The 19,676-nt window shown below is 38.6% G+C and carries 20 protein-coding genes; 14 read left to right on the top strand and 6 right to left on the bottom strand.

Annotation, left to right across the window (positions count from 1 at the left end; translation table 11 throughout):
* Window positions 1-4: 4 nt before the first annotated feature.
* The 4 genes from DUT70_RS10630 to DUT70_RS10645 all read left to right on the top strand — a co-directional run bounded on the left by DUT70_RS10630 (window position 5) and on the right by DUT70_RS10645 (window position 4,529).
* Window positions 5-2,452 carry an outer membrane beta-barrel protein gene (locus DUT70_RS10630; RefSeq protein ID WP_113647316.1) on the top strand — a complete coding sequence of 816 codons (2,448 nt, stop codon included), beginning with the start codon at window positions 5-7 and terminating at the stop codon, window positions 2,450-2,452.
* Between the two features lie 77 nt (window positions 2,453-2,529).
* Window positions 2,530-3,081, top strand: coding sequence for an NUDIX domain-containing protein (locus DUT70_RS10635; RefSeq protein WP_113647317.1), 552 nt, complete (start codon window positions 2,530-2,532; stop codon window positions 3,079-3,081).
* Window positions 3,082-3,083: 2 nt separating this feature from the next.
* On the top strand, window positions 3,084-3,788 hold the full coding sequence (locus tag DUT70_RS10640) for a glycoside hydrolase family 16 protein (protein WP_113647318.1): 705 nt from the start codon (window positions 3,084-3,086) through the stop codon (window positions 3,786-3,788).
* 3 nt (window positions 3,789-3,791) lie between these two features.
* Window positions 3,792-4,529 carry a lysophospholipid acyltransferase family protein gene (locus DUT70_RS10645; RefSeq protein ID WP_113647319.1) on the top strand — a complete coding sequence of 246 codons (738 nt, stop codon included), beginning with the start codon at window positions 3,792-3,794 and terminating at the stop codon, window positions 4,527-4,529.
* Window positions 4,530-4,689: 160 nt separating this feature from the next.
* Here DUT70_RS10645 and DUT70_RS10650 read toward each other — a convergent pair whose 3' ends face one another.
* Together DUT70_RS10650 and DUT70_RS10655 are read right to left on the bottom strand one after the other, a co-directional pair.
* Window positions 4,690-5,430, bottom strand: a complete 741-nt coding sequence (locus DUT70_RS10650) for a LytR/AlgR family response regulator transcription factor (RefSeq protein WP_113647320.1) — start codon at window positions 5,428-5,430, stop codon at window positions 4,690-4,692.
* On the bottom strand, window positions 5,427-6,464 hold the full coding sequence (locus DUT70_RS10655; protein ID WP_113647321.1) for a sensor histidine kinase: 1,038 nt from the start codon (window positions 6,462-6,464) through the stop codon (window positions 5,427-5,429). The genes DUT70_RS10650 and DUT70_RS10655 overlap by 4 nt, the downstream gene beginning before the upstream one ends.
* Before the next feature lie 244 nt (window positions 6,465-6,708).
* Here DUT70_RS10655 and DUT70_RS10660 point away from each other — a divergent pair, with 244 nt between their 5' ends.
* The 3 genes from DUT70_RS10660 to DUT70_RS10670 are packed head-to-tail and all read left to right on the top strand — an operon-like array spanning window position 6,709 to window position 8,607.
* Window positions 6,709-6,891: a hypothetical protein gene (locus DUT70_RS10660; protein ID WP_113647322.1), complete on the top strand. Its 183-nt coding sequence runs from the start codon at window positions 6,709-6,711 to the stop codon at window positions 6,889-6,891.
* A gap of 2 nt (window positions 6,892-6,893) precedes the next feature.
* Entirely contained in the window at window positions 6,894-7,805 is a 912-nt protein-coding gene (locus DUT70_RS10665) for an ABC transporter ATP-binding protein (RefSeq protein WP_113647323.1), read from the top strand.
* A 4-nt stretch (window positions 7,806-7,809) separates the two neighbouring features.
* Window positions 7,810-8,607, top strand: a complete 798-nt coding sequence (locus tag DUT70_RS10670; RefSeq protein ID WP_113647324.1) for an ABC transporter permease — start codon at window positions 7,810-7,812, stop codon at window positions 8,605-8,607.
* A gap of 57 nt (window positions 8,608-8,664) precedes the next feature.
* Here DUT70_RS10670 and DUT70_RS10675 read toward each other — a convergent pair whose 3' ends face one another.
* Window positions 8,665-10,023 (bottom strand): M20/M25/M40 family metallo-hydrolase, encoded by a 1,359-nt coding sequence (locus tag DUT70_RS10675; RefSeq protein WP_113647325.1) that lies wholly within the window; start codon window positions 10,021-10,023, stop codon window positions 8,665-8,667.
* Window positions 10,024-10,121: 98 nt separating this feature from the next.
* On the opposite strand from DUT70_RS10675, the gene DUT70_RS10680 reads away from it, so the two are divergent.
* Window positions 10,122-11,693, top strand: a complete 1,572-nt coding sequence (locus DUT70_RS10680) for a M28 family metallopeptidase (protein ID WP_162926604.1) — start codon at window positions 10,122-10,124, stop codon at window positions 11,691-11,693.
* An 82-nt stretch (window positions 11,694-11,775) separates the two neighbouring features.
* Here the strand turns inward: DUT70_RS10680 and DUT70_RS10685 are convergent, their stop codons facing one another.
* Both DUT70_RS10685 and DUT70_RS10690 read right to left on the bottom strand, forming a co-directional pair.
* Entirely contained in the window at window positions 11,776-12,627 is an 852-nt protein-coding gene (locus DUT70_RS10685; RefSeq protein WP_113647326.1) for a hypothetical protein, read from the bottom strand.
* Between the two features lie 133 nt (window positions 12,628-12,760).
* Window positions 12,761-12,988 carry a response regulator transcription factor gene (locus DUT70_RS10690; protein WP_113647327.1) on the bottom strand — a complete coding sequence of 76 codons (228 nt, stop codon included), beginning with the start codon at window positions 12,986-12,988 and terminating at the stop codon, window positions 12,761-12,763.
* A 145-nt stretch (window positions 12,989-13,133) separates the two neighbouring features.
* On the opposite strand from DUT70_RS10690, the gene DUT70_RS10695 reads away from it, so the two are divergent.
* The 4 genes from DUT70_RS10695 (at window position 13,134) to DUT70_RS10710 (ending at window position 15,680) form a co-directional block, all read left to right on the top strand.
* On the top strand, window positions 13,134-13,631 hold the full coding sequence (locus DUT70_RS10695; protein WP_113647328.1) for a hypothetical protein: 498 nt from the start codon (window positions 13,134-13,136) through the stop codon (window positions 13,629-13,631).
* 112 nt (window positions 13,632-13,743) lie between these two features.
* Window positions 13,744-14,295: a hypothetical protein gene (locus DUT70_RS10700; protein ID WP_128353349.1), complete on the top strand. Its 552-nt coding sequence runs from the start codon at window positions 13,744-13,746 to the stop codon at window positions 14,293-14,295.
* Window positions 14,296-14,366: 71 nt separating this feature from the next.
* A complete protein-coding gene (locus tag DUT70_RS10705) occupies window positions 14,367-15,038 on the top strand; it encodes a sensor histidine kinase (protein ID WP_162926605.1) in 672 nt (223 codons plus the stop codon).
* Window positions 15,039-15,680, top strand: a complete 642-nt coding sequence (locus DUT70_RS10710) for a response regulator transcription factor (RefSeq protein ID WP_113647331.1) — start codon at window positions 15,039-15,041, stop codon at window positions 15,678-15,680. It begins immediately after the preceding gene.
* Window positions 15,681-15,752: 72 nt separating this feature from the next.
* Here the strand turns inward: DUT70_RS10710 and DUT70_RS10715 are convergent, their stop codons facing one another.
* On the bottom strand, window positions 15,753-17,159 hold the full coding sequence (locus tag DUT70_RS10715) for an MBL fold metallo-hydrolase RNA specificity domain-containing protein (RefSeq protein ID WP_113647332.1): 1,407 nt from the start codon (window positions 17,157-17,159) through the stop codon (window positions 15,753-15,755).
* A 174-nt stretch (window positions 17,160-17,333) separates the two neighbouring features.
* Between DUT70_RS10715 and DUT70_RS10720 the strand changes: the two genes are divergently transcribed.
* Both DUT70_RS10720 and DUT70_RS10725 read left to right on the top strand, forming a co-directional pair.
* Window positions 17,334-17,711 carry a BlaI/MecI/CopY family transcriptional regulator gene (locus DUT70_RS10720; RefSeq protein ID WP_113647333.1) on the top strand — a complete coding sequence of 126 codons (378 nt, stop codon included), beginning with the start codon at window positions 17,334-17,336 and terminating at the stop codon, window positions 17,709-17,711.
* A complete protein-coding gene (locus DUT70_RS10725; protein WP_113647334.1) occupies window positions 17,708-19,675 on the top strand; it encodes a M56 family metallopeptidase in 1,968 nt (655 codons plus the stop codon). The genes DUT70_RS10720 and DUT70_RS10725 overlap by 4 nt, the downstream gene beginning before the upstream one ends.
* Window position 19,676: the final 1 nt, after the last annotated feature.

Below are 19,676 nucleotides of genomic sequence, written 5' to 3' on the forward strand. Positions count from 1 at the left end.
AACGTTGAAGAATTTACTTGCCCTAATCTTTTTTATTTTATTTACCATTCCCCTTCTAGCGAACGCACAAACAACCGAAAAAGGCATTATTAGAGGTAAAGTTATCGAGGAAGTTGGCGCATTGCCGATTCCTTTCGCCGTTGTTTCCATTTTTGAAAGCGGTGTAGAGCAACCAATGGTTACTTTTCAGACCGATGAAAATGGCTTCTTCAAATTCAACAATATCAAATTTGGCACTTATAAAGTTAAAGTAAGCTATGTAGGCTTTGGGCCTTTGTTTGTTAACGAAGTAATCGTTAATGAAAAAGAGTCCGACAAAAACCTAGGCACTTTAAAATTGGCTGCCGAACAAAATAACCTCAATGAGGTGGTAATTACGGCCGAAAAACCTGTGATTGAAGTAGGCGCTGATGTCATTACGTACAATGTAAGTTCAAGTATTTTGGCAGAGGGCAGTACAGCGACAGACCTCCTTAAAAACGTGCCCATGGTAGAGGTTGACATTGATGGCAACACCACCATTTCGGGCAAAAGAAGTACCAGGGTTTTCATTGATGGCAAACCTTCCGATTACATGACCTCCAATATCGCCGATCTGTTAAACGTTCTTCCCTCTGATGCTATTGAAAAAATCGAAGTGATGACCAATCCACCCGCCAAATATTCGGCCGATGGCGAAGGGATCATTAACATCGTGATGAAAAAAGGCTTTAAAGTGGGATTCAATGGTAACATTGGTCTTTCGGCAGGTACGCAGGGGAACAATAACGCAAATGCAAATGCTTCCTATAAAGGCGAAAAATACAGCATTACTGGCGGCGGGGCTTATAGGATGGGTATCGGCAAAAGCACTAGCGAAAGCTACAGAACCAATTTTTTCACAGACAGAGATCCAGCAATTTATCAAAATCCAGACACCACCTTTTATTACAACCAATTCAACAACGCCCGCAACGAAAACAATGGCGGAAACTTTAGGGTTGCTTTAGATTGGGACATTAACAAAAAGCAGAACCTACGGGTAAACACGAGCTACAATGTAAACAGAAGCGATAGCTGGTCGGGCAATGATTTTTATTATATCGACCAACAGGAAATTACCAAACGTCTCCGCAACCAGATCAACTTAGGGGATGCGAGCAGTAATAACTTTGTGTTCAATACCGATTACAGCCTAGCGACTGACACCTCTGGCGGCAAGCTAACTGCTGGCTTTACCGTAAACACGAATAGCAGTAACTCTACCAGAAGTTTTGAACGGAGCTATGCTTTTCCAAATAATTTAAACCCCAGCTTACAACAAAACGACAATGAAATAGGAAACAGGGGGATTAACGTTAACCTGGATTATGACAAGCCTGTTTTTAATAAAAGAGACCGATTGGAATTTGGAGTGGCTTACAACTATCGCAAAAACCAAAATGATTTATTGGTAGATAATTTCAACTACAAAACACAACAGTTTGTCACCAATGATAAGCTAAGTAATGAGTTCTTTTACAACGAAAATATCTTGGCAGGATATCTTTCCTATAACTACCGAAATAAGGGTTGGTCGGCAAAGGCGGCACTAAGAAGCGAATACACGAACGTTAATTTCGACCTTTCAACAGGCGAAGTGTACAATGTGAGCCCCTACTTTAGCTTCTTCCCATCGTTGTCTTTAAATCGATTTTTCAGAAAGAGATACAACATTGGTGCTACCTACAGCGTGAGGATTAATCGCCCTAGAGAAAACACCCTGAATCCGCAGGTAAACAATGCCGATACGTTGAATATCTCTTACGGTAATCCAGATCTTTCACCTTCTTATACCCACCAATTTGACGTTAGTTTTGGCGCTTTTGGCAAGCAGTGGTCGTTCACCCCTCGCATTTCATATTCGAGAGCAAGCGGCGTAATTGAACGTTACCGCTTTGTGAACGACAACGGTATTTCAGAAAGCACTTTCAATAATGTGGGCACCAATTACTCATTGGCTTTCATGCTTATTGGAAATTATAGGCCAACCAAGAAAATTTCGGCCAATGGAAACTTTAGTATCATCCAAAGCAACTATACGTCGAGCTTAAACAGTGCTTTAAACAGAGGAGGAATCAGTATCCGATCAAGAGCTGGCATTTCAATGCAACTACCTTACAAAACCGCTTTTGAAGCTAATTTGAACTACAATAACAACGTAAGTGCTATTGGTCGAAATAGCGCCTCTATTAACACCAGTTTTGGCGCCAGGAAAACTTTTTTAAAGAACACCCTCACGGCTCGCATCAGTGCCAACGACCCTTTCCGAGCGAGAAGAAATGCTACTTTTAACGAAGGCCTAAACTTCTTCTCCAACACCTACGGCGTGAGCAACACCAATAATTTTGTGTTCAACATCAACTATCGTTTTACGAAAGTGAAAACCAACAAGGTAAACGTTCCACCACCACCAACCACATCGCAACAATAGAATTAGGGTAGAGTTAGCGATAAACTCATTATTTGTTAGTTTTGCCTTTATTTAATATATCCATTAACTAACTTCTAATGAACGATAACCCTTGGAAAACCCTTAGCAGCGAAGAGAAATACAATAACAAGTGGATTACCGTTACCGAACATCAGGTGATTAATCCCTCGGGTGGCAAGGGAATTTATGGCGAAGTACATTTTAAAAACCTTGCGATAGGTGTGTTGCCACTAGATGACGAGCACAATACTTGGCTGGTTGGGCAATATCGCTACCCATTAAAAGCCTATAGCTGGGAAATTCCAGAAGGTGGCGGTCCGCTAGGTTCTGATCCAGAACTAAGCGCTAAAAGAGAACTGGCAGAAGAAACGGGTTTGGTTGCTTCGAAACTTACAGAGATACAACGCATACACCTTTCCAATTCGGTAAGCGATGAACTGGCAATTATCTACTTGGCCCAAGATTTACAGTTGGGAGAAGCAGCACCCGAAGAAACAGAAGACCTTCAGTTGATTAAGGTGCCTTTTACAAAAGCGTTTGAAATGGTGATGAATGGAGAAATTACCGATAGCATGAGTGTGGCCGCGATCCTTAAGGTGCACTTGATGATACAGAAAGGAGCGATCTAAACATGCGTTTTAGCTATTTTCTCCTATTTATTGTTTTATTCCTAGGCTGCGCTACTTCACAAAAATTGCAGCAGAAAAGCGAACTAACAACAAGTTTTGACTACCGTTATGATGTGGATTGGTATGCCGAAAACCATACCTTTGAAAATAATCTTGCTCATTTTTCAGACAACAATGCCCACGTGGAAAGTGGAAATCTCGTATTAGAACTCAATCGCAATAAACACCAAGGGAAAGATTATACTGGTGCCGAACTGCGTAGCAAAAAAATGTTTTTATACGGTCGCTTTGAAGCTCGTTTAAAAGCTTCGGATGCCTTGGGCTGTATTACCGCTTTTTTCCTTTATCGCCCTAATGCTGCTCAAAACACCGAAATTGACTTTGAAATTAGCGGCAAATATCCAAAGGTAATTACGCTGAACCATTGGGTAGATAAACGCTCACATGATAAGGATATTCCGTTAAGCTTTGATAGTACGAAAGATTTCCACTCTTACGTCATCCATTGGAAACCCAACCTCATTGAATGGGAAGTGGATGGCCAAATTATCCATCGCACCACCGACGCGGTACCCAACAAAGCCATGCAAGTAGTTTTTAATTTATGGGCAACCAAATCAATCAAATGGGCAGGTAGTATAAAAGACGCAAAACTTCCTACCTTTGCAAAAATTGATTCGTTTAAGTACACACCTTATAAAAGATAATTAATGAAGAAGCTTTTGGGCTACCTCCTAACGCCAATATTCTATTTTACCTTTGGATTGTTTTTGGGCATTTTTCATCCTATACAATGGATTTGTTATAAAATATTTGGCTACTCGGCGCATAAATGGTCGGTAGATGTGTTGAACTTTTTCTTGACCTACTCCCAATTAACCTTACTAAATGGTGTTAGTTTCAGAAACGATTTTAAATTGCCAAAAGACAGACCGATTATTTTTGTGGCCAATCACCAAAGCATGTACGACATCCCGAGCTTGATTTGGTTCTTGCGTAAACACCATCCTAAATTCATTTCTAAAATTGAATTGACCAAAGGCATTCCATCTATTTCCTTTAACCTAAAATATGGCGGTGGGGCCAATATCAACAGAAAAGACAGCAAGCAGGCCATTGGCGAAATTATAAAGCTAGGCAGGCGCATGAACGAGAAAAACTGGAGCACCGTAATTTTTGCGGAAGGAACAAGAGCTAAGGATGGTCAGTTGAAACCTTTTCAAGTAGGTGGCATTGCTACTTTACTTAAAAATGTTCCAAACGCACTCATTGTTCCAGTAGCGATAGAAAACTCTTGGAAGGTGGTTAAATATGGCTCGTATCCGTTGGGTACTTTACTTCCACTAAAGTGGACTGTTTTGGCACCTATTGAACGCGAAGACAAAGCACCTGAAGATTTAGTGTTGCAAGCGGAAAATGCTATTAAACAGTATATCGGACAGGCTTAGGCTATTTACCGCTTGAGTTCTTAGCGTAACTCTTCTCCTTCTTCATGGTTTTTATAATAAGCGTAAAGGATAAAGAAGTATTCGCAAAGGACGTGATGGCTTATGATAAATACAAAGGCCCTTGTGAGATTCTTCGTTGCGCTCTGAATGACAAAAACCTTTAAACGTTCTTGGTATCAATCAGTTTGAAGAACGCATCCCTGTAGGTATCTCCTACTGGAATTGTTTTCCCAGCAATAGCGATACGGCTACGTTCGATGCTTTCAATTTTATCTACTGCAATGATGTAAGACTTATGCACCCTGATGAAATCCTTTTTAGGTAAAGTTTCTTCCATTTTCTTCATGTTTTGCAGCGTAATGACACGCTCATTTTTAGTGAAAATAGAAATATAGTCTTTCAATCCTTCAATGTAAAGGATGTCATCAAGCTCAATTTTTTGAATTTTATGCTCTGTCTTAACGAAGATGAAATCTTGTATGGATGGTGTTGCCACTGGAGTTGCTACTGGCTCAGGAGCTACTGGAGTTGGCGAATCCTGCTTCTGACGTTGGTTACGTACCTTTTCAACGGCTTTGTAAAACCGATCAAATGCAATGGGTTTCAACAAATAATCCGACACATTTAAATCATAACTCTCCAGTGCGTATTGCGAGTAGGCGGTAGTAAGAATATAACTGGCCTTGTTTCCTGCGATTTTAAGAAACTGTATTCCCGTCAGTTCTGGCATTTGAATATCCAAAAAAACCAGATCGATATTGCCTTCTTGCACAATCTGCATGGCTTCAATAGCACTTTCGGTACGTTTTACCAACTCTAAAAAGGGTACTTTGGCCACGTAATCAGCAATAATATCCAGCGCTAGTGGCTCGTCATCAACGGCAATACATTTTAAAATCATAAATCAAGCATTAGTTCTGTAGTGTAATGTGTAGACGAATTTACAATATTTAGCTTATACCTTTCGGGATATAACAATTGCAATCTGCGCTCTACATTGTTTAGTCCAACCCCACCAATGGCATCTTTGTTGGCGGCACTCTTTTTATTGGACACGCTAAAATGCAAAATCTTTTGGTTGGCAATAATATTGATTTTAATAGGATCGCTATGATCATTAGCTACCCCATGTTTAAAAGCATTTTCTACAAAAGAGATCAAAATTAAAGGCACAATTTTTTGTCCATCAATTACACCATTAATGGTAATTTCAACCGCAGCACCATCTTTAAACCTAAGTTTTTGTAGTTCTACATAACTCTCTACATACTGTATTTCCTTATCCAAACTTACCCAGCTATCGTTACTTTCGTAAATCATATAGCGCATAATTTCCGACAGCTTTAAAATGGCATCTGCAGTTTTATCTGACTTTTGATAAGCCAATGAGTAAATGTTATTGAGGGAGTTGAACAGAAAATGTGGGTTAAGCTGTGATTTTAGGAACTGTAATTCCATGTCTTTCTTTTCGCTTTCCAAATTGCGCTGTACACGTTCATCAGAAAACCAATCAACCGCAAACCTGATGATGCTACTTGAAACCAAGAAAAATCCTGCTAAAAATACTACTGTGGCAACATAATTACTCATAGAAATATGATTACGCAAGCCATTATCAGATTCATAGTAAAATACATGTTCTGGATTGAGCAAACCAACCAGCACTTTAATACCAGTACTTGCTACGATGAGCAGAATGAAACAAAGAATATATAACCAATATTTCTTTCTTTTCTTTAAAAGTTCTGGAATAAGAACAATGTAATTGATATAGAATACCGCAACATTGATGGCGCCAAATATGACATAGTCAATCACCAGCTCTTTCAATGGATGCGCTTTGTTTGAAAAAAACAGTGCAACTGCAATAATGGTGACGATTACTCCCCAAAATGCACAATTAAGTATCACCGATGCTTTGCTACTACTTTTCATATAATTTTGTCGCCCATAATTTATCTAAACTAGCTATAAGCCATTATTGGACCAAGCACTTTCGACCAACTGGCATTTTTTTTCTACGAATGGGCAATTTAGCCCATTTATTCGACAAACAGGCATTTTAACCGTTTATCTAGGATATTTTACACTTGGTCTAAAACATTTTCACAGGGTTTTAATAATTATTCTATTTGTTCAACGGAAACGAAAAGAGTATTAAACTTTAAACCTTAGAACCATGAAAAAGTTAACCAACGTATCGCCATTTCTACTTTTGTTATTCCCTGTATTTATAGTAATGTTATTTGCATTCACCGCTAACAACAACGATGCAAGCAACAATGAAGAAGGTATGGTAAAAACAACCACTACCTCTGAAAACACTACTATTGTTAAGGCTGCTAGCGTAATCCTAAGATAAACATGAACACATCGTTTGCCATTGAAACCGTTGGACTGAACTATCGTTTTGGCTCACAAACCGTAGTGAAAGATTTATCACTACAGGTCCCGAAAGGAAGTATTTATGGTTTTTTAGGCCCAAATGGAGCTGGAAAAACCACTACTATTAAAATATTACTGAACCTGTTACAGTCTTCTTCAGACAAGGTTTTTATTTTTGGCAAAGAGTTAAACAGCAACCGTACAGCTTGCTTAAAACAAATGGGCTCCCTGGTAGAGCAACCAGCCATCTATGCGCATCTAACAGGTAAAGAAAACTTGATCAACCGTTGTATCCTTTTAGGAATAAATCAACGCAAGGTTGCTGAGATGCTGGCTTTAGTTGGTCTAACAAGCGCTGCGAATAAAAAAGCAGGCAAGTACTCGCTAGGCATGAAACAACGCTTAGGGATAGCCTTGGCTTTAATCGCTGATCCCGAACTATTACTGTTAGATGAACCTACCAATGGTTTAGATCCTAATGGAATTATTGAGATTAGAAATTTGATGATTGAGCTAGCTGGCAAACATGGCAAAACCATTCTGGTTTCGAGCCACTTGCTTGCAGAAATTGAAAGAACAGCTACCCACGTGGGCATCATCAATAAAGGTGAACTGCTTTTTCAAGGCAAAATTAACGAGCTACACGACTTGAGTAAACCTGTTATCAAAATTGAAGTAGATGATAGCGCTGCTGCACTTAACATATTAAGCACTACTGGAGCCGAAATCATCGACATGGACGAAGGTCTTGTAAAAATCGCATATACAGGCAAGGCAGAAATGGGCAAGTATAACAGCCTTTTGGTCAATAACGGCGTAACCGTTTATGCTATCTACACCGAGAAAAAAGACCTCGAACATTTATTCCTAGACATCACCTCTAAAAACTAATATCATGCGTTCTTTCTACATATCTTTTGTTTCAGAATTTTACAAATCACGTAAAACACTAGCATTTTGGGCGGCCATTGTTTTACCGTTAATCATTTGTGGACTAATCGCTTTGGGATATTATTACGATTCGGCTAAAGTGCTGAAATACAATTACCCAGGCATGATACTTTGGTTCAAATATAGCGGAGCAGCATTGGGAGTAATGGGCATGCTCATTCTACCGTTCTATGTGATGTTTATGGCTTTTTCGGTAAACAACATAGAGCATAAAAACGACACTTGGAAAACGCTGTTTTCGCAGCCTTTAAATAAGTTTTCAATTTACGCCGCTAAATATGCATATGCTGTTGCGCTATTGTTTATATGTTTATTTCTTTTTGCCTTACTTACTTATTCCACTGGGTATTTGCTACAAATGCTAGTGCCCAAGTTTACTTTTAATGATTACAATCCAGCAATTATATTAAGCAAGCTTTATGGCAAACTGTTTTTGGCTTCCTTAGGTATTCTCTCTGTACAGTTTATATTGAGCTTAATCTGGTCTGATTTTTTAAAGCCTATGGGAATTGGTTTCGTAGGAACCATCATGGGAATGATCACGGGCAGTGTTGGTTGGAAATATGCCTACCTTATTCCATATAGCGATCCAACTCTGGCATTAGGTTCAAGTGCAGCTGCAAAAAAAGCTAACCCTGAAAGCTTCGCTGTGTTTACACAAGAGGTGTGGGTGAGCATTGCTTACGGAGTGATTTTATTTATTGTCGGTTACTTTATTCTTACCAAGAGAAATATTAAATAAAGATTTTTTAGTTTAGTTTTAGTTAATAACAAAAAGGCGGCTGGTTACCGCCTTTTTTTATCTTCCTGGTTTTGGAATAATCATTAAACTTTCGTGGCCATTTTCATCAACTGACTGTACCGCAAAAAAGTAGTTGTCTTTTGAGTAGGCTAAAGTAGCGGTAGGTTCCTTTACGAAAAATTTTCGCTCCCAAAAAGGACTGGTGGTTTCTCTCATAAGCACATAGTAGCCAAATGGCGTTTTACCTTTCGGCACATCCCATTTTAACTGAGTTTTGTTAGTTAAGCCAGAAGTTATCACCGTTACATTTTGCGGTTCTTGGGTAGACAATCCCAAATTGGCCATCACCGACATATTCATACGGCTAACTTTTTGGAGATAATTATAATCGACATATTCTGGTAAGTCTCCATATTTAAATCCATTTTCAGTCCTCACATCCTGATGTTGTCTGTTAAAATCTTCGTTCATCTCGGTAACCCTCACCGCCGTAAACCCTTGTTGCGAAAAAGGAGTATGGTCGCCACCTCTTAAATACCGATCTCTTCTATAAATGAGCTTTACTTCCAATTGATCAACATAACGCTCAGCAACCTCCTTGATATATCTAGCGGCTTGTCTAGCATTACCGTCATTCTCTGTTCCTGCTGATTGACGGGCAGCTGCTTGTTCCTTCGTTTCGGCAGCGGCAACGCCCTCGCTAAACACCCTTACACTTTTATTGTCCTTGATATCCGTTTCCATTCCGTATGAATTTCCCACGATATCATTATTCATCAACAAATGAACATCCCAACCTTCGCTTTTTGCTCGCTTTGCCAAATTAGCGGCTCCGTATAATCCCTGCTCTTCTCCTACAAAAGCGACAAAAACCAAAGTAGTTCTAAACTGGTACTTGCTCATTACTCGACACATTTCCATTACCGCAGCTACCCCAGAGGCATCATCGTTAGCACCAGGAGCAAAGTCCTTTATGTTCATCACGTCGGTCACCCTTGAATCATAATGACCAGAAACCATCAGCATCCGTTTGTCATTGGGATCAGTACCAGGTAAAACAGCCATTACATTTTTTAAAGTTACAGGCTCTTTAATTCTTCTTCCATCAGCGGGCTGCAAAAAGGTATCGTATGAAACCTGTAGCTTCCCTCCACTCTCTGCGGCATATTTTTCAAACTCACTCTTGATCCAACTTCGGGCCGCACCTATCCCCTTGGTTTTGCTTAAAGTATCACTCAACGTATGGCGGGTATGAAAAGAAACCATCTTTCTAATCAAGTTTTCCAGATTATTTGCCGAAACCTCATTTAACATGTTGATAATTTGGGGGTCTCTAACTTCTATTTTTTGTGCGAAGACAAGAGAATTAACCAAAAACCCTATGCTCATTAGCAAAGCCAGACGAAGATTTTTCATATTCATTTAGGTTGTAAAATTCTGAATAGAAAGTTACAACTATTTGACATTACCTGTAAATTCACACCATATTGTTACTTAACCTAAATAGACAATTTATGATAAAGAAATTTACCATTGGCGCATTAGCCATTGCCTTTTCTTTCAACGCTTTTGCACAAGAACAAGTGAATACTGAGGCTGTACAAAAGATCAGAAAGGAAGGATTAGAAAACTCGAAAGTAATGGACATTGCTTTCCAAATTACCGATGTGATTGGACCTCGTTTGGCCAATTCTCCAGGTATTAAAAGAGGAAGAGACTGGGCCGTGAAATATTTTACCGAGCTTGGACTTAAAAATGCCAAACAAGAAAGTTGGGGCGACTTTGGAAAAGGTTGGTCAGTAGAGAGATATTATGCTGCTACTACTGCTCCTTTTTACAGACCAATTATTGGTTATCCTAAAGCTTGGACACCAGGCACCAACGGGCCAATTAAATCGGAAGTTGTTTTAATTAAAGCGGATACGGTTACTGACCTTGAAAAATATAAAGGCAAACTGGCTGGCAAAATTGTAGTAATTGAATCGGTAATGGTACAGCCGCTTAAAAATTCATATACACCAGATGTAACACGCTACACTGACGAAAAACTTGCTGAAATGGCAGCAGCAGCACCTGCAGTTCCAGGGCAGGCACGCCCAGGTGGCCGTGGTGGCAACAACCAAATGGCCATGATGATGCGTATGCGTCAAAACAGAGCCGCGATCAATGAAATGTTATTACAAGAAAAAGTAGGTTTGATTTTAACCTACGCCCGTGGTAACTATGGTACTTTCTTTACGAGCAACGGTGCCTCTTATGCGGTAGATGCCAAACCTGTTGCTCCAGAATTAGAAGTATCAGCCGAGGATTTTCTGCACATTTTACGTTTATTGCGTGCTGGTCAAAAAGTAGAGGTGGAAGCTGACGTGAAAACAACTTTCTATCCACAGGATGTGAAAGGCTACAATGTTATTGCTGAAATTCCAGGTACTGATAAAAAGTTAAAAGATGAGATTGTAATGCTAGGCGGTCACTTTGATTCTTGGCATTCAGGAACTGGTGCAACTGATAATGCAGCTGGTTCTATCGTGATGATTGAAGTAATGAGGATTTTAAAAGCCATTGACTTTAAGCCAAAAAGAACCATTAGAATTGCCCTTTGGGATGCTGAGGAGCAAGGCTTACACGGATCAAGAGGTTATGTAAAGCAACATTTTGCTGATCCAACCAAAATGGAATTATTGCCTGAGCACGGAAAGCTTAGTGCTTATTACAATCTAGACAATGGTACTGGTGCTGTACGTGGTATTTACTTGCAAGGTAATGCTGGAGCAAAGGATATTTTCCAAGCTTGGTTAAATCCATTTGCTGATTTAGGTGCAAAAACGGTAACCATTAGCAACACTGGCGGTACCGATCACCAAGCTTATGATGCCGTAGGCTTACCAGGTTTCCAGTTTATCCAAGATCCAATGGACTACAATACGCGTACCCACCACACCAACCAAGATACTTACGATAGATTGGTAGAGGATGACTTGAAAAAATCCGCAACGATTATCGCTTCTTTCGTTTATCACACTTCAGAACGTGCCGAGAAAATTCCTCGTAAAGAATTACCAAAACCAGTTGCTCCAAGAAATTAAAAGCCTTGGTCAATGTTTTAACCCTGACTGTTTTTTAGAACCGTCAGGGTTTTTAATTAGGAAACTACTATTTACCGAAATCCTATAAGATTCTAATTCGGCTAGGAATAACATGGTAAAATCCGCAAAAATCAGTATACCTACCTCTGTTGGCATATCTCGGATCACTAATGAGATTACCGCTTTGATCATAGTTTATTACGGGAGTTCCTCCAGGCTTATGAGACCACATCCCATTATTATCTCTTCTGTACCAATGAAAATCCCAATTTGGACCCACTACTAATGCTACATAATGCCCATCTGCAGGAGTACTATCTACATTTGGAATCGATATCAAACCATCACGAGCAGCGGCAGCGCTTACTTCGGCACAGCTAATTGCTGCATACATACGACCACTGCCTCTACCTGGCTGCGCAAAAGTATTAGTTGCAAAGTTACTTCCATAGTTATAACAATTATTACTTCTAAGCCTACTCGCATCATTATTCCACCAACCAGGATTATAAGGCGGCTCTACTAATACTTTAGCAGTATCTTTTTTGCTTTTTAAAGTTGATTCAAAGCTTTTGTTTTTGACATCGATTTCCTCTAAAGCAATTTTTTTGATTTCGTCATCCAAAAAACTACCCGAAGTATCCAATAACCACTTTTCTATATCATTTTGATGATCAACATAGCTCTCTCTAGTCCAGCCAAAGTCAACAATGTTTGCATTTACTAGCATTTTTTGGGGCAAATCAGGATCTCCAACGGAAGAAACGATAAACCCACGATAGCCGAGCCCGTACAAAATACTTGGGGATTTCAAAAGTGATTTCTCACGTAAAGAATAAAGTTTCTCCTTAAGGATCTTTGCCTGTTCATCAGAAAGCTCCCAAGTTGGATTGGGACGCCCAGAGAAAATGTCTAAAGTAATCAGTGTTGCCATTTTGTTATTTATTTACTTCCTACTCGTATAGCTTTTCGGATACGCTCCGTTTTTTTCAATGGTCTCTGGCCTCCATTATAATTCTACATCTATTATTTTCTGTATTAAGTAAATATTGCTATTGCGATAATTTCTATACAAATACCCTCTCCTTAAATGCCCATACCACCAACTGGTAGGCATTTCTAAAGCCCATTTTTTTTACCATATTTCTTCGATGGGTTTCAACAGTGAGCCTGCTGATGAAAAGCTGATCAGCAATTTCCTTATTGCAATAGCCCAAGGAAATCAATTGTAAAACTTCCACCTCTCGGGTACTGATACTGTCTTGTAGATGTTCTTCATTAATTTGGATTGTCATAGCTCTTTAGTTTTACCCAAAATTATTTAGACCGAACTGTTCCAACTTTAGAGATATTACCTTAATTTACAGGGTGTTTTTACGGTATTACTTTTATTAAAAAATCAATTTCTTTGACGAAAATTTATAATTAAACCTTACAACTATGCCACAAAAATTAAATGACCCTCAAAAAAAACTTGAATTGCGTCTGAAAAGGTCGGATGTAGAAACAATGGTAAATCAATACAGAAGCATTAGAGCTCAACGAGAGCTAAAACTTGCCCATTTCAATCTTAAAGAAATATTTGAGCTTTTTATTGATAATAAAATTTTAGACAGAGAAAAGCTAGAACTAGCAAAGCTAGTAGATGTTAAAAAACATGGCCTTAAACTATATTTGGGAAACCATCTCAATGAAAGATACTGCCCAGGAAAACCAAATTATAAAGGCCACAATACAATTATTGCCTGCAATACTGAATTACGGAGCGGGCGCTTTGAAGATATGTTAGATGACACCAAAGACAATGATAATGACAGCATCATCATTACAGGTTATGAAAAAAATGACCCTTATGGAGATGGCTTAGACATGGCTCAAATTTGTCCACCAGAATGCCCTAAAGATGATCCTAGTGTTACAGATATAGGAAATGATTAAATTCCCAATTTCTCAGATAGCCATAATTATTGCTTTTATGGCTGCTGTATTTTTAATAAAAAAGCCCAGGAAACATCCTTGGCTTTTATTTCCTGTTTATCTATTGATAGCAATGGTTTTAGAGTGGTTCAACTTTATTGGTCTTAACTATAAACTGCTAAAGAATAACCAATGGCTTTATAATAGTTTCATGCCAGTATATGGCTTGTTTTATTTTTATGTATTTAATCATATCATCAAGCTAAAAAGAATTAAACCCTTCGTTTTATTGCTCTCCATTAGTTTTTTGGGAGTATTGTTATGGGAAGGCTTTAGCCATGGCTTTAGTAACTTCTTCTTTAGAACCCTCATTTATCTATCGGTAGTACAACTATTTTTATGTGGGTTATATTTCTACAGCATCTTTCAACAAGATGAATATTCCGATCTCTTAAAAGATGCTGCATTTTGGTTTGTAACTGGTACCCTCTTCTATACGGCTATCGTTGCTTCTACCTCGATTTTCTTTAGCGAACTATTAAAACTTCAAGTTAAAAATCAGATTCCTCTACGTGCTATTTTAGTTGTATTAGGCAACATCATCATGTATGGCTGCTGGATCAAATCGTTTTTATGCATCAACAACAAGCAGACTTATATAACGCAATCCTACTCTCAGCACTAGTTTTTTTCTTAGTTGCTGCTGGATTGGTTTTCCTCGTGTTCACTTACAACAAGAGAAGAAAAATTCATGCGATGGAAAAAGAAAGCCTTAAGAAAACACATGAAACCATTCTACTCAAATCCCAAATTGAAGTGCAGGAGCAAACCATGCAAACCATCGCCAGCAACCTCCACGACAATATTGGACAGCTGCTAAGCCTTACCAACTTAACCTTGGCTTCTATTAACATAGATGACAGAGAAAAGGCAAGCAAAAAAATTGACAACTCTACCGAGTTAGTGAACAAATCCATTAAGGAACTAAGAGAATTGGCTAAGCTATTACAGGGAGAAAAACTGCTCGAAAAAGGTATCGGCTATGCCCTTGCGCAGGAAGTAGCTTGGCTTAAAAAATCTGAAATCTACCAAATTAACTTTACCAACCAACTTGAAGAACAGCTAGAGACCTCTCCCGAAAAGGACTTGATTATCTTAAGACTCTTTCAAGAAATCGTCAATAACATTATCAAACATGCCAAGGCAACCGAAATCATCATCAGCTTGACACAACAACAAGAAAACTTGCTCATTGTCATTAAAGAAAATGGCATTGGCTTTAATTATCACGACGTATCTAAAAACAATAGTGTTGGACTAGGTCTGCACACCATTGAGAAGAGAGTAAAGTTAATTGACGGCACATTCCAAGTTGACTCAACAATAGGTAAAGGAACTCAAATCACCCTAATCATACCCTATCCTTAAATGATGCAAGAAAAGATAAAAATAGCCTTAGTAGACGACCACACCCTGTTCAGATCTGGCTTAGCAAGCCTGTTAAGTGAATTTGAGGAGATTGTCATTGTTTTTGAAGCGGTAAACGGCAGTGATCTACAGTCGAAAATTAAAAAGAATGAAGACGTACAATTGATCCTCATGGATATTAACATGCCCGTAGTAGATGGCTTTGCTGCCACAAAATGGATCAAGGAGCACTATCCTCATATTTATGTTTTGGCCCTCAGCATGTTCGAAGATGAAAAATCCATCATCAACATGATTAAGGCTGGTGCAAATGGTTATCTTTTGAAGGAATCGAAACCTTCGGAAGTACTCATTGCCATTAAAGCAATGCTAGAAAAGGGCTTTTATGTAAACGAACTCGTCTCTGGCCGTTTACTGGTGTCTATCAAAAATGAAGAGCCCAAAAATATCCTTACCGAAAAAGAACTTACCTTTTTGCAATATTGTGCCTCGGAGCTTACCTACAAGGAAATTGCATCCCTCATGAATGTGAGTCCCCGTACGGTAGACAATTACCGCGAATCCTTATTCGCCAAGCTTAACCTAAAATCCAGAACTGGCTTGGTGGTTTATGGCATTAAGAACGATTTAATAAAAATCTAGTTGGGTTAATTGTTTAATTGTTGAAATCGGTTAACTGACATTATCAAATTAGCCAATTCGATAATTAGCTAACTAACGAGGTAAATCAAACGATTGGTGCCTATCTGGAATTTCTACATTCCTAAAACCAGCAGCGTGCAGTTTCTCTTTAAAATTCAATTGTACTTCATACTCACCATGCACCAAAAACAGTTTCTTCACCTTGCTTGCATCCTGACCAGAAAGAAATTGGAGCAAGTCATTATAATCGCCATGAGCGCTCATTGATTGGATACTTTGCACTTCTGCATGTACCGTAAATCGATCTCCAAAAATTCCCACCTCTGTAGCACCATTCTTCAACTTACCTCCCAATGAATTTGGCTCACAGTAACCCACCAGCAAAATGGTATGCTTAGGATCTCCAATACAGTTTTTGATGTGATGTTTTACCCTTCCGGCTTCGGCCATTCCTGATGCAGAAATAATGATACACGGTGCGGGATTAGTATTCAAGGCCTTTGATTCTTCCGCAGTTTCTACATAATGTAATCGCTCAAAATCAAAAGGATTGTCGTCAATTTTCATAATATCCAACACCTCATCATTATACCCTTCGGCATGGTTCTCTACAATCTGAGTCGCTTTTGCTGAAAGTGGACTATCCACATACACATTCACTTTTGGCAATTGACCTTTCAAATCCAGGTTGTTGAGCACGTATAAAATCTCCTGCGTTCTGCCTACGCTAAAAGCAGGAATAATCAACTTCCCTTGCTTCTCCACACAGGTTTTAATCACCACATTCAATAATGCTTGCGCCGTTGGCTGAGCATCTTTATGGAGTTTATCACCATAGGTAGATTCCAATAAAATATAATCTGCCTGCGGAAATGATTGCGGTGAACGTAAAAGTAAATCGCCATACTGTCCTACATCACCACTAAAGCTCAATTGAGAGGTGTTGCCTTGTTCAGTAATGCGCAAATGTACCGAAGCACTGCCAATGATATGTCCAGCGTCAATAAACTGTAAGCTAACCCCGTCGGTAATCACCACTTCTTTGTGATAAGGAACAATTTCAAAAAAAGACATCGCTTTCAGCACATCTTCCTCTTCATATAGCGCTTCCTCTAAAGGTAAGCCTCGTTTGGCCAGCTTCTTATTTTTATAGTTTAAATCTCCAGCTTGTATTTTCGCGGAATCCAACAATAGGATTTTGGTAAGCTCCTTGGTAGCAGGAGTTCCGTAAATTTTACCTTTAAAGCCTTGGGCCACCAAACGAGGAATCAATCCACTGTGGTCAATGTGTGCGTGCGACAATACCAAAACATCTACTTCGGCGGCTACAAAACCAAAGTTTTCGTTTAATGCTTCCGTTTCCTGCCCCATTCCCTGAAACATCCCACAATCCAATAAAATATTAGTTCCATTGTCTAAGGTAAGTAGGTGTTTACTTCCAGTTACGTTTCTGGCAGCACCATGAAAAGCTATCTTCATTTTAAGTTCTTTAGTGTTCAATACTACGAAACCAAGCTCATTTAAACAACCGAAGCCATCGTAATAGAAAATATTTCTAACTAAAATTTAAAAACTAATTAATTAGTTATATATTGGTATTAAAATATTTAGCTTAAGCTTGCGCTTTAAAAGACAATATTTAAAATAGACAACATGGAAATTAAAGATTTAACTCGAGCAGAGGAACAAATTATGCAGGTAATGTGGCAACTTGACAGCGCTTTTGTAAAAGAGGTAATTGATTATCTTCCTGAACCTAAGCCCGCATATAACACTGTATCAACCATTATCCGAATTTTAGAAGTAAAAGGTTTTATAGGTCATGAAGCTTACGGAAAGTCCCACAAATATCACCCCCTCATTTCAAAAGACGAATATAAAAGGCATGCCACCGAAAAGCTTTTGGGTAATTATTTCGAAAACTCTGTAGAAAGTATGTTTTCCTTTTTTGTAAAAGAAGAAAAGCTCGATCTAAGCGATGTGGATGAAATTTTAAAAATGATTAACAAATTTAAAAATAAACCAAAATGAGCTGGTCACATTATTTATTGCAAGTAAATATCTATTTGGTTGTTTTTTACGTCTTTTATAGATTATTACTCACCAAAGAGACCTATTTCGTGTTAAATAGAGTCTACTTAATTTGTTCGGGCATTTTCTCGCTGGCAATTCCTTTTATACAGTTAGATTGGTTTAGCAAACAGGAAATTAGTCAGCAAATTTACGTACAGGTTGAACAACTGAACCAGCTCATTACCCAAGGGCCAGTAGTTGCCGAAACCCAAAGTTTTAATTGGGGCAGCCTCATTGTCCTAATTTACCTATCGGGAGTTTTGTTCTTCCTAAGCCGCTTTATCATTCAATTGATCGGTGTAAAAAAGATGTTCAATGGCCTTAAAAATGGCTTGGCATTTTCTTTCTGGAATAAAAAAATAGTGGCTGAAAATCTTCCTGATGCCGCAACCGTAAATCATCACGAAGACATCCACATTAAACAACTGCACACTTTTGATGTATTATTTTTCGAATCCTTAGGTATCCTCACTTGGTTTAACCCCATTATCTACCTCTATAAGGCTACGGTTAAAAATATCCACGAATATTTAGCTGATGAGGCTGCTGCCAAATTTCAGGGCGACAAGGAGGCTTACTCCATGTTGTTACTTAACCAAGCCTTTGGTGTAAACGTGAATACCTTAACCAATGGTTTCCTTAAAAAATCAATGATTAAGAAGCGGATTTTTATGCTTTACAAAGAAAGGTCTAGAAAAACAGCCATCGTGAAATATGGCATTTTCGTTCCTCTTTTTGCATTAGCCCTATTACTTTCTTCTTCAACCATCAGAAAAAACGAACAGCTTTTAGCCGCAGCAGAACAAGTACAACTTGAAGAAGCAAAAGCAACCGTAGCAGAAGTGCTAAATTTGAAACCAGAAAGGTCTGTTGAGGTAGTTATTGGAGAACCTATCGTAAGATTCCCACTTCCTAAAGGGACTAAGGCCGTAGATGGCATTAACTCATTTTATAAATATTTAGGCAATACGGTAAAATATCCTTCCCTAGCTGCCGAAAATAAAGTTCAAGGAAATTTAGTGGTCACCTTTAAAGTAATTGACAGAAAAACCACGGATATTAAAATAGAAACCAAACTGGGAGCAGGCTGCGATGAAGAACTAGTTAACCGAATTGGTGCCTATAAAGAAGGCGCATTAAAAGACGGAAATTACAGTCTAAAAGTAGCATTTATGCTTCAAGGCTCTTCGGCTCCGTTTCTCAATGAAAATGCAAAGAACAAGGCTAACTTCATCAGTTTAAACACCATTTCTATTGTTGGATACCCTTTCGAGGCCGATGAAGTACATAGCTTTGTGAGCTTAGAAAACCCTCCAAAATTTCCAGGTGGAATTGATGATTTTTATAAATTTTTAGGCGACAATATTAAATATCCAGAGGAAGCCGCGAAACAAGAGATTCAAGGAAATGTGTTTGTATCCTTCATTGTAGAAAGAGACGGCTCATTAAATCATATTAAAATAGACAGGGGATTGGGATATGGCACAGATGAAGAAGCTGTAAGAATTTTAAAACTTAGTCCAAAATGGGAGCCAGGCACTCAAAATGGGAAAACCGTTAGAGTAAAATATAATCTCCCAATTAAGTTTAGCCTAAATAAAAGACAAACTGGCGCTGTAAAAGGCATTAGGATCGAATCTCAAGAGGGTGCAATAAAACTAACAGGAGATCAAATTGTGCTGAGAGGAAAAGACTTTGAAGACGGAAAATCACCTCTTTACATTTTAGACGGCGAAATTTTGGAAAATGGAAGAATTAGCGGCATAGATCCTAAAACCATTGAAACAATCAACATTTTGAAAGATGATAGCGGGGTAGCCCTTTATGGTGAAAAAGCAAAAAATGGTGTAGTAATTATTACTACAAAAAATGCTGAAAAAGTAGTGACTGGAAGACCTAGTAAAAAACCAACTCAACGATAAA

This window comes from Pedobacter chitinilyticus (genome assembly GCF_003313385.1).
GTDB lineage: Bacteria > Bacteroidota > Bacteroidia > Sphingobacteriales > Sphingobacteriaceae > Pedobacter > Pedobacter chitinilyticus.